The organism is Paraburkholderia bannensis (genome assembly GCF_014200455.1).
GTDB classification, from domain to species: domain Bacteria; phylum Pseudomonadota; class Gammaproteobacteria; order Burkholderiales; family Burkholderiaceae; genus Paraburkholderia; species Paraburkholderia bannensis_A.
Genome location: NZ_JACHBW010000013.1, coordinates 112,606 through 126,067 on the forward strand (window position 1 = coordinate 112,606; position 13,462 = coordinate 126,067).

Consider the following 13,462-nt stretch of genomic DNA (forward strand, 5'->3'; position numbering starts at 1 on the left):
GGCGCGCGCGTTGGGGCGGCAGGTGGCACACAGGAAGGCACGATGAGCACTGATCCCGTATTGCCGCCCGGCATGAGCGCGGCGCGGTTTGCGCGCGCGCTCGCCGCTTTCGAAGCGATCGTCGGCGCGCCCAACGTGTGCCGGGGCGGCGCTGCGCTCGCGCCATACTTCGACCCCTTCGCGCCAGTCGCCGATGCGCGTGCGTTCGCGCCGTCGGCGGCGTTGTTGCCCGCCGGGATCGATGAAATCCGCGCGATCCTGCGCGTCGCCAATGCGGCGCGCGTGCCGCTCTGGACCGTGTCGACCGGCCGCAACTTTGCGTATGGCGGCGCGGCGCCCCGTCTGGCCGGCTCGGTGGTGCTCGACCTGCAACGGCTGAACCGTATCCTCGCAGTCGACGAAAATCTCGCCTGGGCGCTGGTCGAGCCGGGCGTGAGCTATTTCGATCTCTACGCGTATCTACGCGAGCACGGCCTGAAGCTCTGGGTCGATCCGCCCGCAGCGGGGTGGGGCAGCGTGATCGGCAATACGCTGGAGCGCGGCTTCGGCTACACCGCCTACGGCGATCACGCGGCGGCGCAATGCGGCATGGAAGTCGTGCTCGCGAATGGCGAGGTGGTGCGCACCGGCATGGGGGCGCTCGACGCCGGTACGCTCGCGCTCTCGTCGTGGCCGCTCTACAGGGCCGGTTACGGGCCTTCGTTTGATGCGCTGTTCACGCAATCCAACTACGGCATCGTCACGAAGATGGGGCTCTGGTTGATGCCCGCGCCCCCGGCTTATGTGATCGGTGAAATCCAGTTTGCGCACGAGGACGATCTCGGTGTCATCGTCGATACGCTGCGCACGCTGCAACTGCGCGGCACGATCGTGCAGCACGCGGTCATCGAAGGCGCGATCCGGCGCGCGGCGGGCATCGACCCGCGCACGCGCTGGTATGCGGGCGACGCGCCGATGCCGGAAGCCGCCATCGCAGCGATGCAGCGGGACCTGGGGATTGGGCGCTGGAATCTGCACTACGCGCTGTATGGCGAGCCCGCAGTGATCGACGCGCAGCAGCGCATCGTCGAGCGTGCGTTTGCGCCGGTTGCGGATTCACGCGCCATGGCGAAACGCTATACCGGCAACGAGGAACCGCAAGGCGGCGGCGACCGCAACATGGCGGGCATTCCGACCATGAGCGCGTTTCGCATGCTCGACTGGCGCGGCGGCGAGGGCGCGCATGTGGACTTCTCGCCGCTGTGTCCCGCCGATGGCCGCGATGCCTGGCGGCAGTACAGCCTCGTGAAAGCGCGCGCGGCGGAATATGGCTTCGATTACTACGGCGGATTTACGGCAGCAGGACGCGCCCTGCACCATGTGTTCGCCGCGATCTTCGTGCGCACCGATGCGCGCCAGGCGACGCGCGCCGGCGATCTGCTGCGTGCGTTGATGAGCGACGCGCGCGCGGCCGGCTATGGCGTCTATCGCTCGCATCTGCTTTATATGGACTACGCGGCGGCGCAATACGACTTCAACGACGGCGCGTTGCTGCGCCTCGCGCAAACCGTCAAGGACGCGCTCGATCCGCAGGGCGTGCTGGCGCCTGGCAAGCAGGGGGTGTGGCCGGCGGCGTGGCGCGATCGTCGCGGCTATACGTGAGGCGCGGCGGATTTAAAGAGCAGGATCGAAGATGAAGCGACGCAGCTTTCTCAAATCGTTAGGCGTAGCGGCAACGCCGCTTGTGCGATTCACGCCGCCGCTCGTCGCGCCAGAGCGCATTGCGCTTTACGATCGCGACCTGGCCAAAGGCCGCACGCTCGCGCACTATGCGCGGCGTGCGGGAATGCCAGCATGGTCGCTGCGAGACGCGGCAGCCGACGATATCGGCATGCTGTGGCATGTTCAGCTCGCGGCATTTCCGGCCCGCACAGACGCGCCGACGGTCGCGCTGTGCGCCTTGCGCGCCTCGGATCGCTTCGTGCTTGAACGGCTCGCCGGGCCGCGCGGATTCATCGTGATCGACGATAAAAATATTAGTGTTCCTGATTAGATGCCGACTTCTCCATTTTTCTGATTTCCTCGTCGCGCAACTCGCGGCGCAAGATCTTGCCGACATTGCTCTGCGGCAGCGCCTCGCGAAACTCGACGATGCGCGGCACCTTGTAGCCCGTGAGCTGCTGGCGGCAGAACTGGATCAAGGCGTCCCCGGTGAGCGCGGGATCGCGCCGCACCACGAAGACCTTGACGCGTTCGCCCTGCACGGCGTCGGGAACGCCGATCGCTGCGACTTCACGCACGCCGGGATGCTGCGCGATCACGTCCTCGATTTCATTCGGATACACGTTGAAACCCGACACCAGGATCATGTCCTTCTTGCGGTCGATCAGGCGGATATAGCCGCGCGCATCCATTACGCCAATATCGCCCGTCGCGAGCCAGCCATCGTCGACGAACACGCGCGCGGTTTCATCGGGACGGTTCCAGTAGCCGCGCATCACCTGCGGACCTTTTACGCACAATTCGCCCGGCTCGCCCAGATCCGCCCACGAGCCGTCGTCGCGGCGCAGGCGCACCTGGGTCGAGGGCGCGGGCAGGCCGATCGAGCCTTCGAAGTCGGCGAGATGCGCGATGTCGACGGGATTGAGCGTGACGATCGGCGAGCATTCGGTCAGGCCGTAGCCTTCGACGATCGGCTTGCCGGTGACGGACTTGAAGCGCTCGGCGATGGCTTTTTGCGTAGCCATGCCGCCCGCCATCGCAAGCTTGAGGCCGGAAAAGTCGCGCTGGCGGAATTCCTCGCAATCGAGAAAGGCGTTGTAGAGCGTGTTGACCGCGCTGATGCAACTGAAGGTCTCGTGGCGCAGGATCTTCATCACGCGCTTCGTGTCGCGCGGATTCGCGATCAGGATATTGCGGCCGCCCAGCGCCATGAAGATCAGCGCATTGATAGTGAGCGAATAGATGTGATAGAGCGGTAGCGGCGTGAGCACGGTTTCGGAGCCGTCACTGTCGAGCTGTCCCGCGACCCACGCCTTGGCCTGCAGCACGTTCGCGAGGATGGTGCCGTGCGTGAGCATGGCGCCCTTGGCGACGCCCGTGGTGCCGCCCGTGTATTGCAGGAAGGCGAGATCGTCGCGCTGGGCCGTTGCCGGTGCGCGCGGCGCGCGTGCGCCTTGCTCCAGCACGTCGAGCAGACGCAGTGCCTGCGGCAGCCGGTAGGCCGGCACCATCTTCTTCACATGACGCAGCATGAAGTTGATGAAGCGGCCCTTGAGGTTCAAGCCTTCGCCAAGCAGATCGCCCAGTTGCGTGACGACGATGCGCTCGATGGCGGTGCCGGGCAGCGCATCTTCGAGTGTCTTCGCGAAGCTCTCGAACACGACGATGGTTTGCGCGCCGCTGTCCTTGAGCTGATGCGCCAACTCGCGCGCGGTATAGAGCGGATTGACGTTGACGACGACGGCGCCCGCCTTGAGCGCGCCGAACAACGCCACCGGGTACTGGAGCGTGTTGGGCAGCATGATCGCCACGCGCTCGCCCGGCTTCATGCCCGCGCCTTGCAGCCATGAAGCGAAGGCGGTGGCCTTGCGCGCGAGCGCGCCGTAAGTCATCGGCGAGCCGGCGCTGACGTAGGCAACGCGCTCGCGAAAGCGCGCGGTGCAGTCGTCGAAGAACTGCACGAGCGACGCGTATTGCGTCGTGTCGATCTCGTGGGGCACGCCGTCCGGATACGAGGCGTACCAGACGCCGTCCGTGTTCGGGGCCGCCGTGGCGGTAGCGGTGGCGAGGTTCGGGTTGGGCCGGTGCGGTTGCGGCGATTCGCTCATTATGGTTCTCCGGGCAGGCGTGGTCCTTGGCCGCGGCGGCTGTCGAAGCGTGTCGAAGTCATAGTCGCGCGCGGGCGTGTCCATCATGCACTGCGCGGCGCTGGCTGGGCAGAAGGAATTTCCCTGCCGCAGCAGCGCATCGGCGCGACGTGCAAAAAGACCAAGGGCCGTGCGGGACTCATCCCGGCACGACCCTTGTCGGTGGTTTGAACCGGCGAACCGGTGTTAGCCGGTCACGGCCTTCGCGGTCTGCGTCATATCGATGCCGCGGCGCTCGCGGCTGAACAGGATCAGCACCGAAATCACCACGGCCACCGTGCCGGCGACGATCGCCATGGCCATGCCGTAGTTCTGGTCGTGCGTTTCGGCAAGCGACGCCTGCAGCGTGGCGTTCACCGAGGCGAACAGGTTGCCGAGCTGATACACGAGGCCCGGGAATGTCGCGCGCACTTCGTCAGGCGAGATTTCGTTGAGGTGCACGGGAATCACGCCCCAGGCGCCTTGCACCGAAATCTGCATCAGGAATGCGCCAAGCGCGAGCATGACGGGCGTGGCCGAGAAGGCCCACAGTGGCAGCACCGGCAGCGCGATCAGCGCGGCGATGGAGATGGCTTTGCGGCGGCCAATCTTTTCGGAAATCGAACCAAAGAACAGGCCGCCCACAATCGCGCCAATATTCAGCACGATAGTGATAAGCGAAACCGTATGCGGGTCGAAGTGATGCTGTTCGCGCAGGAAGGTCGGATACAGATCCTGGGTGCCGTGCGAGAAGAAGTTGAACGCCGTCATCAGCACGATCGCGTAGATCGACAGCGCTGCGTTGTGCTTGAGCGTCGTCAGCAGGCTCGGGCGAGCGCGCTTTTCCATCTCTTTCCAGGCCGGCGATTCGGGCACGTGAGCGCGCACGTAGAGTACGAGCAGCGCCGGCAGCACGCCGATGAAAAACATGCCGCGCCAACCAACGTGCTGATAGAGCACGCCGAACACCACCGAGGCGAGCAGATAGCCGCTGGGATAGCCCGCCTGCAGCAGGCCGGAAACGATGCCGCGCGCCTTGGGCGGGATGGTTTCCATCGTCAGCGCGGAACCCACGCCCCATTCGCCGCCCATCGCCACGCCGAACAGTGCGCGCAGCACGATAAAGGTGGTGAGGTTGGGGGAGAAACCGGTGAGCAGTTCGAGCAGCGAGTAGCACGCGATGTTGACCATCAGCGTGGGACGGCGGCCATAGCGGTCGGCGAGCCGGCCGAATATCAGCGCGCCGATTGGGCGCATCGCCAATGTCAGCGTAATGGCAAACGCGACAGCGGGGATTTTCGTATTGAATTCAGTGGCGATGTCTTTCAGAACGAAAACCATTAGAAAGAAATCGAAGGCGTCGAGCGTCCACCCCAGATACGCTGCGATCGTGACGTTTTTCTGCTCTCGCGTCCAGCTCATGTCTTTTTTCTCCTGTAAAACCCGCACCTGTCTGTCTCCCGGCATGGTGCAGGTGGCTCGCTGAGCCCCGCGCTGCGAGCTTCGTACGAGTGTACGCCCGGCATTAAACATTTGCATGATTCCCGGGCGCAACCGGACTAAACCCTTAGATCGGGTTTTATCGGGGCATATCAGAAGAACGCTTTTCTTTTGTTTGTAATTTAAATGTAATTAAAATGAAGTCGAATATGAATGTGGTGTAGATCGGCCAAGGATTAAATGTTTTGCGATCCTGACTGATCGGATTCGCCTGCGCGCGCTTGCCAATCAGCTGCGCTGCGCAAGCCAGTTGGCAGCGAGCTCGATCACGCCGTGCCAATCGCCCATCGTCGTCTGCCGCAAGATGTGCGCCGATTCCATCCAGGGCGAACGCGTGCTGTGACGGCCCCAGCGCCATTCGCCGGTGGGATTGACGAGTACGGCGGTGGGTTTGCCGGCCATGGCGGCGAGATTGGCGATACCCGAGTCCACGCTCAGCACGGCATCGAGCTGTTCGATACAGGCGGCGGTGTCCGCGAAGCTCGCGATGCCCGGCCCGTAATGCGCAACATTGCCGCGCGGCGAGCCGCTTTTCATCTCCGCGGCCGGGTGATGCAGGCTCACGAACTGGATGCGATTCGCAATTTCCGGATTGAGCGTGAGCCGTTCGAGCATCTCGAGCGGCAGGCTGCGCAGTCCTGCCCAACTGCGCTCCTTGCTGCGCATCGTGGATTCATGACGCTGTGCGCAATCCCAGAACAGGCCAACCAGCTTCTTTCCGCCATGCTGCGCGCGCAACGTGTGCGCCCAGGCGGTGGCGCGTTCGCGCTGGGCGGCGGGCGCTTGCAGGAAGGCCGGGAAGTACGGCGCGGGTCGTGGTGCGTCGCCGATGGCGAGCATCGGCAGGTGGAGCAGGGTGGCCTGCATGGTCGGCGCGAATGCGTGGATCGCGGGAAGCAGTTCCTCGCCGCACGGCGCGAAGATTTCGAGCGGCCGGTCGCACGCCACCACGCGGCAGTCCGGCAAGGAGGCTTCGATCAGGCTGTGGATCGCCAGATCGCAGGTGACCATGATTTCCGCGCCCGCCGCACGCCAGTGGCGCAGGCTTGCGAACAGCATGAACTGGTCGCCATAACCCATCTGGTGGGTCACGAGCACGCGCTCGCCGCGCAGATCGCGCTGGCCATTCCACATCGGCACTTCGCTGTGGCGGAAGCTGCCGCTATCGCCACAGTTGCGCCAGAGCCAGTGCGTGAAGCCGTTCGCGTCGCCGGTGCTGAGCATGGCCTCGGCCAGCCATTTGCGGGCGCGCAGTTTGTCCGGATGCGTGTGCGCTTCAGGTTGCTGCAAAGCCTGTTTCAGCACCGCGATAGCGAGTTCGACGCTGCCGCCCAGGTACAGATCGCGCCCCAGCCGTCCAAGGTAGAACAGCGGCGACCAGTCGAGCGCGGCGTAGTCGATCCAGGTCTGCGCCGCCTGCGCATGGTGCCCCAGCAGGCGCAAGGCGCGCGCGCGGGCGTGAACGAAAGTGCGGCTGTGCGGTTCGAGCGCCAGACCTTTTTCGGCCCAGGGAAGCATTTGCTCGTCGCGCCGCACGCCAATCAGCGCTTCGCAGATCTGCTGCAGCGGTTGCGAGTCGGCCGGCTGGCGGGTGTGAGCGACGAAGGCGTCGAGCAGGCGGTGTTCGGGATTAGGGCTCATGATCTGGCGGCTAAGCGACTGTTTAGATATGAGAAAAATCTTATCGAGACGTCGGACGCGCCGATATCGGAGTCGTCCTAAATCGTCTTGAAATGCCGCGGCCCGGTGCGCTGCCGGTTCGTGAATTCTCCGCGTCCTCCTGCGCAATTCTCTGCACGCCTCTCACACTTTCGCCGATAATGAACGACCGTGCTTTTCCTGATTCACTTCATCGTCCGCAGTGACTAGAATCGGATTCGATCTCGTTGGTTTCGCTATGCGGAACAGATGACGGGCAGGCATGGACAGGTAAAGAGTCAGCAGAACCAGCAGGCGGGCCGCTGCGCGGCCCAGGCAGAACGCCGGCCACGCCAGGTGGAGCCAGGTAGAAATCACGCAGACATCAAGGAGACGCAAGCATGCAGGTCAGGGAATTGTTCGAATTGAAGGGGCAGGTCGCGCTCATCACGGGCGGCTCGCGTGGGCTCGGCTTGCAGATGGCCGAGGCACTGGGCGAAATGGGGGCGCGCGTGGTGATTTCCGCGCGCAAGGCCGACGAACTCGCGCAGGCGCAGAAGCACCTGCAGGCGCTTGGCATCGAGGCGCTCACGATCGTGAGCGATCTGCAGCGCCCGGATGCAGCCGTGAAGCTGGTGGACGAAACGCTGGCGGCATGCGGCCAGATCGACATCCTCATCAATAACGCGGGCGCCACCTGGGGCGCACCCGCCGAGGACTATCCCGACGAGGCCTGGCACAAGGTCATGAACCTCAACGTCAACGCGCCGTTCTTTCTCGCGCGTGAAGTGGGCAAGCGCTGCATGATAGGCCGCAAGCGCGGCAAGATCATCAATATCGCCTCGATCGCAGGTCTCAAGGGCTCGCTCGGCCCAATGCAGACCATCGCCTACAACACCTCAAAAGCCGCCGCGATCAACTTCACGCGCGCGCTTGCAGCGGAGTGGGGCAAATACGGCATCAACGTGAACGCAATCTGCCCCGGATTTTTCCCCACCAAAATGGCGGCGGGCCTGCTCGACAAGCTCGGTCAAAGCGTGATCGATCACACTCCGCTGCAGCGTCTGGGTGACGAGAGCGATCTGAAGGGCGCCGTGGTGTTTCTCGCCAGCGGTGCGTCGCGTCATATCACCGGTCAGTATCTGGCCATTGACGGCGGCGCGAGCATTGTCTGATAGCGGACGGCGCACGACCGCCAGTTGAATCGCACACCGAAACATCATGGATGGCTCGCGGCGCAACCCGGCGCCGCGAAGCCGATCGCACCACACGCGCGCCGCTCGTGGCGGCGCGCAATCCCCGAGACGGAACCTGCCATGTCCACGTCTGCCGTCGCTGTATCGAGCAAGAGTCTGCACAAGCGCTCACCTTTCTGGCCCGCGCAACTCTCGCCGAACCTGAGCATTCCCGCCACGAACCTGTTCTACAACGCCGAAGTCTCCGCCGCGCGTTATCCCGACAAACCCTTCATCATCTTCTACGACACGCCGGTCACGTTCGCGCAGTTCAAGGACGAAGCCGAGCGCGTCGCCGGCTATCTGCAAACCGAATGCGGCGTGAAAGCGGGCGACCGCGTGCTGCTCTATATGCAGAACAGTCCGCAATGGGTAATCGCCTATTACGGCATCCTGCGCGCCAACGCTGTGGTTGTGCCCGTCAATCCGATGAATCTGGCGGACGAACTCGAACATTACGTGCAAGACAGCGGCGCGACCACGGCGTTCGTCACGCAGGAGCTTTATCCGCGCATCGCACCGCTGGTGGGAGAGGGCGCGGCAGAGGGCTTGCGTCATCTGCTGGTGGCCACCTACAGCGACTATCTGACACGCGAGCCATTTGCCACGCCGCCGGAATTCGTGAGCGCGCCGCGCCATGTGGAAGGTCCGGGCGTTGCCCATTGGGCCGACGTGCTGGCGGCGAATATCGCGCCGGGCCCGCTCACTGCCGGGCCGGACGATCTGTGCGTCATGCCTTATACCTCGGGGACGACCGGCAAGCCCAAGGGCTGCATGCATACGCATCGCAGCGTGATGTGCACGGCGGTAGGCGGCTGCAACTGGTTTGGCAGTAATCAGGACGCCGTACAGTTGTCGGTGTTGCCGCTGTTCCATGTGACGGGCATGCAGGGCGGCATGAACAGCCCGCTCTATAACGGCTCGACGGTGGTGATCCTGCCGCGCTGGGACCGCGACGTCGCGGCGCGCGCGATCGAGCACTACCGCATCAACGGCTGGCAGGCGATCTCGACGATGGTGGTCGATTTCATTTCGAATCCGCGCATCGGCGAATATGATCTGTCGAGCCTTGCGTGGATGCGCGGCGGCGGTGCGACGATGCCCGACGCCGTCGTCAGGAAGCTGCGCGAGCTCACGGGCCTCGAATTCGTGGAGGGCTATGGGATGTCGGAGACCATGGCCGCCACGCATATCAATCCGCCGCAAAATCCGAAGCCGCAGTGCCTGGGCATTCCGGTATTCGACGTCGATGCGCGCATCGTCGATCCGATTACGCTGGAAGAAGTGGCCGAAGGCGAGGCGGGCGAACTCATCATGAGCGCGCCGCAGGTGATGCAGGGTTATTGGGGCAATGCCAAGGCCACGAACGAAGCCTTCATCGAGCGTGACGGCAAGCGTTTCCTGCGTACCGGCGACCTGGTGCGGCGCGATGCCGACGGCTATTACTTCATGACCGACCGCCTCAAACGCATGATCAACGCGTCGGGCTACAAGGTCTGGCCCGCCGAGGTCGAGGCGCTCATGTATCGCCACCCGTCGATCAAGGAAGTCTGCGTGATCGGCGCGCAGGACGTGAAGCGCGGCGAGACCGTCAAGGCTGTGGTCGTGCTCGATCCGCAACAAATCGGCACCGTGAACGAAGACGACATCATCAAGTGGGCGCACGAAAATATGGCGGCATACAAGGCGCCGCGTATCGTGCAGTTCATAGATACGCTGCCCAAGTCGGGTAGCGGCAAGATCCTGTGGCGCAAGCTTCAGGAGGACGAAGCCGCGGCGCGCTGAGTCGTGCGGTGATAACGGCGGCCTCGTTCGCGCGAGCGCCGCCGTTCAAGACGCTTGTAAGACGCTTGTCGTCTGCATCAGGTTTGAATCCCCCTGCGCGCGTCAGGCGCCGGCAAGCGCCGGCAGGCCCGGCTCGCTCCAGTCCCATCCGCCGCGTGGTTCCTGTTGCTGCGCCATCTGCCTGGCCGCCGTGTGCTGCGTGGCTGGCGCGGGCGCCCAGACGCCCGGAGCCTGCGCGTTCTTGCGCCCGAGTATCGCCTCGCACAGAAAGTCGATGCTATAGGCCTTCAGCAAATGCGCGTGGTGCGTCTCGATGTAGGCGGCCAGCCGCGCCGCTTCGCCTTCGATCGACGCCAAAGCGTGCAGCGTCGCCTTGTCCCAACGAAACCGCAGGCCAAGTTCGGCGAAAGCCGAGTTGAATGCGCACAACTGCGCGTGTGTATGCGGCTCGTGTTCGTTGGAGTGGGGGATGGCGCTCGGCTGGCTCATGACGTTTCTCCTGGTGCTGATGAAGAGTGGCGTGAACCCAGCGTAGAAGTCCGCATGAATAAACGATAGTTAAAGTTTTTTTCGATATTCATAAATGAATATCTATGTGACATCGACGGCGTACGCGGCCTGCGTGTAAACCCCGCTTTGTGCCGGAATGGTTGCTGATATATCGTATTCCACATATCGCATTCGCCAGCCGCGCCGGCTAAACCGCACGTTGGAGATCCGTCACCGATGTCCGCCGAAACCCAGGACGAAGCTGGAACGTCGCCCGTGTTCCTGACGCTCGAACCTATCCACGCTACGGTTTCGCTGCGCGACCAGGCCTATGCGAAGTTGAAGCAGGCGATAGCCGAAACCGATATCTATCGCTCGCGAGACGAGATTCGCCTCGACGAGAAGGAGTTGACGGAAAAGCTGGGTGTGAGCCGTACGCCGGTACGCGAGGCGATGACCTTGCTGGAGCAGGAGGGGTTTCTGCGAACGGTGCCCAGGCGCGGCGTCTACATTCTGCGCAAGACGCGCAAGGAGATCGTCGAGATGATCTATATGTGGGCGGCGCTGGAGAGCATCGCGGCGCGTCTCGCGACCCAGCGCGCTTCCGATGAAGATATTGCACGGTTACGCCGCATGTTCGCGGACTTTGGCGAGCACGCGCCCGCCGAGCACATTGAAGAGTATTCCGAAGCAAACATCACCTTCCATCAGGCGCTGGTGGAATTGTCGCAGTCGCCGATCATCGTCGACACCATCAAGAACATTTTCATGCATGTGCGCGCGATTCGCCGGATGACCATTGCGCAAAGCGATCGCGCGGAGCGATCGATCGTGGATCACATGTGCATTATCGAGGCGCTCGAAGCGCGTGACACGGAACGCGTCGAACGACTCGTGCGGCAGCATTCGATCGACCTTGCGCTATTCGTGGAGACGCATTGCGATTTTCTCGATTGATCGCTTCGAGCGGCTATCAGTGTCGCGCAGCATGAACACGATGCGCAGAGACGTTTTTCGTATCAAGCGCCGAGTGATTGCAGGCGATGTTGTTCGGATTCCGTATCAAGTAATCGGCCAATGGCAATACACAGGATCGGGACGGAAAAACGTCTTGACTAATACAGTGTGTGGAATATTGTATATCACGGATCGCAGGCAAGCCACGCGGCGACCCGTATAACGCCCCGCCAAAGAGGAGACGTCATGGCAGAAGCAGGCATCAACGACGCGCGCAACGATTCGGCGCAGGACGGACAGGCGACGACGGACGGCTTTCATCTCGTCATCGACGCGCTCAAGCTCAACGATATCGACACGATTTTCGGCCTGGTTGGTATTCCGATTACCGACCTCGCACGCCTCGCACAGGCAGAGGGTATGCGCTTCATCGGCTTTCGCCATGAGCAGAATGCGGGCAACGCGGCTGCCGTGGCCGGTTATATGACGAAGAAGCCCGGCATCTGCCTGACGGTTTCCGCACCGGGTTTCCTCAACGGTCTCACCGCGCTTGCGAATGCCACTACCAACTGCTTCCCGATGATCCTCATCAGCGGTTCGAGCGAGCGTGAAATCGTCGATCTGCAGCAGGGCGACTACGAGGAAATGGATCAACTGAACGCCGCCAGGCCCTATGCAAAGGCCGCGTATCGCGTGTTGCATGCGGAGGATATTGGCATCGGCGTGGCGCGCGCGATTCGCGCCGCGCTTTCGGGCCGGCCCGGTGGTGTGTATCTCGACCTGCCGGCCAAACTGCTCGCGCAGACCATCGACGCCGCAAAGGGGCGCGATTCGCTCGTCAAGGTGGTGGATGCCGCCCCGCGACAGATACCGGCGCCCGAGGCGGTTCAACGCGCGCTCGATGTGATAAGGAATGCGAAGCGGCCGTTGATTCTGCTCGGCAAGGGCGCAGCCTATGCACAGGCCGACGCGCAGATTCGCGAACTGGTCGAAAAGAGCGGCATTCCGTACCTGCCGATGTCGATGGCCAAAGGCCTGTTGCCGGATACGCACGCGCAATCGGCTTCGGCGGCGCGTTCGTACGTGCTGGCGGAGGCGGACGCGGTCGTATTGATCGGCGCGCGTCTGAACTGGCTGCTCGCGCATGGGAAGGGCAAGACCTGGGGCGCGCCCACGCCCAAACGCTTCGTGCAGATCGATATCGCACCCACGGAAATCGACAGCAATGTGGCGATCGAAGCTCCGCTGATCGGCGATATCGGCTCCTGTGTGGAAGCGCTGGTCGCGGCCATCGGTAGCGGCTTCCCGCAGCCGTCTGCCGCATGGCTCGATGCGATCGCGCAGCGCAAGAACGCGAACCTCGCGAAGATGGCGGCGACGCTCGACCGGAATCCGTCGCCCATGAACTTCCACAGTGCACTGCGTGCGATTCGCGATGTGCTCAAGACGCGTCCGGACATCAACGTGGTGAACGAAGGCGCGAATACGCTCGATTACGCCCGCAGCATCATCGACATGGCCCAGCCGCGCAAGCGCTTCGATTCCGGGACGTGGGGAATCATGGGCATCGGCATGGGCTTCGCGATCGGCGCGGCGGTGACGAGCGGCACGCAGGTGGTGGCGATCGAAGGCGATAGCGCGTTTGGCTTCAGCGGTATGGAGCTGGAAACCATCTGCCGCTACAACTTGCCGGTCTGCACGATCGTCTTCAACAACAACGGCGTTTATCGCGGCACGGACGTGAATCCGGGCGGCGGCGCCGATGTCGCGCCCACCGTGTTCGTGAAGGGCGCGCGCTACGACAGGATGATCGAGGCCTTCGGCGGCGTGGGTCATCACGCAACCACACCCGAAGAATTGACGCAGGCGTTGCTCGAAGCCATCGCTTGCGGCAAGCCCACGCTCATCAATGCGGTGATCGACGAGACCGCTGGCACGGAAAGCGGGCGTCTCACGAATCTGAATCCGCAAAGCGCGGCCATGAAGAAATAAACGTCCACCTGCATTCGATCCGGCATACCCGACACATCA

The 13,462-nt window shown here is 63.2% G+C and carries 10 protein-coding genes; 6 read left to right on the forward strand and 4 right to left on the reverse strand.

Features of this window, described 5'->3' with window-relative positions; translation table 11 throughout:
- Window positions 1-42 precede the first annotated feature (42 nt).
- Both F4827_RS21855 and F4827_RS21860 read left to right on the forward strand, forming a co-directional pair.
- Entirely contained in the window at window positions 43-1,641 is a 1,599-nt protein-coding gene (locus F4827_RS21855; protein ID WP_183726989.1) for an FAD-binding oxidoreductase, read from the forward strand.
- Between the two features lie 31 nt (window positions 1,642-1,672).
- Window positions 1,673-2,032, forward strand: coding sequence for a hypothetical protein (locus F4827_RS21860; protein WP_183726991.1), 360 nt, complete (start codon window positions 1,673-1,675; stop codon window positions 2,030-2,032).
- On the opposite strand, the gene F4827_RS21865 is transcribed toward F4827_RS21860, so the two are convergent.
- The 3 genes from F4827_RS21865 to F4827_RS21875 form a co-directional block, all read right to left on the reverse strand.
- Window positions 2,016-3,809, reverse strand: a complete 1,794-nt coding sequence (locus F4827_RS21865) for an AMP-binding protein (protein WP_183726993.1) — start codon at window positions 3,807-3,809, stop codon at window positions 2,016-2,018. The genes F4827_RS21860 and F4827_RS21865 overlap by 17 nt on opposite strands.
- A gap of 225 nt (window positions 3,810-4,034) precedes the next feature.
- Window positions 4,035-5,249 (reverse strand): MFS transporter, encoded by a 1,215-nt coding sequence (locus F4827_RS21870; RefSeq protein ID WP_183726995.1) that lies wholly within the window; start codon window positions 5,247-5,249, stop codon window positions 4,035-4,037.
- Window positions 5,250-5,555: 306 nt separating this feature from the next.
- Complete coding sequence (locus F4827_RS21875; protein ID WP_183726997.1) at window positions 5,556-6,968, reverse strand: hypothetical protein; 1,413 nt, start codon at window positions 6,966-6,968, stop codon at window positions 5,556-5,558.
- Between the two features lie 398 nt (window positions 6,969-7,366).
- Between F4827_RS21875 and F4827_RS21880 the strand changes: the two genes are divergently transcribed.
- Window positions 7,367-8,140: an SDR family oxidoreductase gene (locus tag F4827_RS21880; RefSeq protein ID WP_183726999.1), complete on the forward strand. Its 774-nt coding sequence runs from the start codon at window positions 7,367-7,369 to the stop codon at window positions 8,138-8,140.
- A 141-nt stretch (window positions 8,141-8,281) separates the two neighbouring features.
- On the forward strand, window positions 8,282-9,985 hold the full coding sequence (locus F4827_RS21885) for a long-chain fatty acid--CoA ligase (RefSeq protein ID WP_183727001.1): 1,704 nt from the start codon (window positions 8,282-8,284) through the stop codon (window positions 9,983-9,985).
- Window positions 9,986-10,087: 102 nt separating this feature from the next.
- Here F4827_RS21885 and F4827_RS21890 read toward each other — a convergent pair whose 3' ends face one another.
- Window positions 10,088-10,474, reverse strand: a complete 387-nt coding sequence (locus tag F4827_RS21890; protein WP_183727003.1) for a hypothetical protein — start codon at window positions 10,472-10,474, stop codon at window positions 10,088-10,090.
- Window positions 10,475-10,711: 237 nt separating this feature from the next.
- Between F4827_RS21890 and F4827_RS21895 the strand changes: the two genes are divergently transcribed.
- Both F4827_RS21895 and oxc read left to right on the forward strand, forming a co-directional pair.
- Window positions 10,712-11,431: a GntR family transcriptional regulator gene (locus tag F4827_RS21895; protein WP_183727005.1), complete on the forward strand. Its 720-nt coding sequence runs from the start codon at window positions 10,712-10,714 to the stop codon at window positions 11,429-11,431.
- A 246-nt stretch (window positions 11,432-11,677) separates the two neighbouring features.
- Window positions 11,678-13,423 (forward strand): oxalyl-CoA decarboxylase, encoded by a 1,746-nt coding sequence (gene oxc / locus F4827_RS21900; RefSeq protein WP_183727007.1) that lies wholly within the window; start codon window positions 11,678-11,680, stop codon window positions 13,421-13,423.
- Window positions 13,424-13,462 lie beyond the last annotated feature (39 nt).

What these genes read in the sequence shown, in the direction of transcription:
- F4827_RS21855 (WP_183726989.1), top strand. Translation starts at nt 43, where the DNA reads ATGAGCACTGATCCCGTATTGCCGCCCGGCATGAGCGCGGCGCGGTTT.
- F4827_RS21860 (WP_183726991.1), top strand. Translation starts at nt 1,673, where the DNA reads ATGAAGCGACGCAGCTTTCTCAAATCGTTAGGCGTAGCGGCAACGCCG.
- F4827_RS21865 (WP_183726993.1), bottom strand. Translation starts at nt 3,809, where the DNA reads ATGAGCGAATCGCCGCAACCGCACCGGCCCAACCCGAACCTCGCCACC.
- F4827_RS21870 (WP_183726995.1), bottom strand. Translation starts at nt 5,249, where the DNA reads ATGAGCTGGACGCGAGAGCAGAAAAACGTCACGATCGCAGCGTATCTG.
- F4827_RS21875 (WP_183726997.1), bottom strand. Translation starts at nt 6,968, where the DNA reads ATGAGCCCTAATCCCGAACACCGCCTGCTCGACGCCTTCGTCGCTCAC.
- F4827_RS21880 (WP_183726999.1), top strand. Translation starts at nt 7,367, where the DNA reads ATGCAGGTCAGGGAATTGTTCGAATTGAAGGGGCAGGTCGCGCTCATC.
- F4827_RS21885 (WP_183727001.1), top strand. Translation starts at nt 8,282, where the DNA reads ATGTCCACGTCTGCCGTCGCTGTATCGAGCAAGAGTCTGCACAAGCGC.
- F4827_RS21890 (WP_183727003.1), bottom strand. Translation starts at nt 10,474, where the DNA reads ATGAGCCAGCCGAGCGCCATCCCCCACTCCAACGAACACGAGCCGCAT.
- F4827_RS21895 (WP_183727005.1), top strand. Translation starts at nt 10,712, where the DNA reads ATGTCCGCCGAAACCCAGGACGAAGCTGGAACGTCGCCCGTGTTCCTG.
- oxc (WP_183727007.1), top strand. Translation starts at nt 11,678, where the DNA reads ATGGCAGAAGCAGGCATCAACGACGCGCGCAACGATTCGGCGCAGGAC.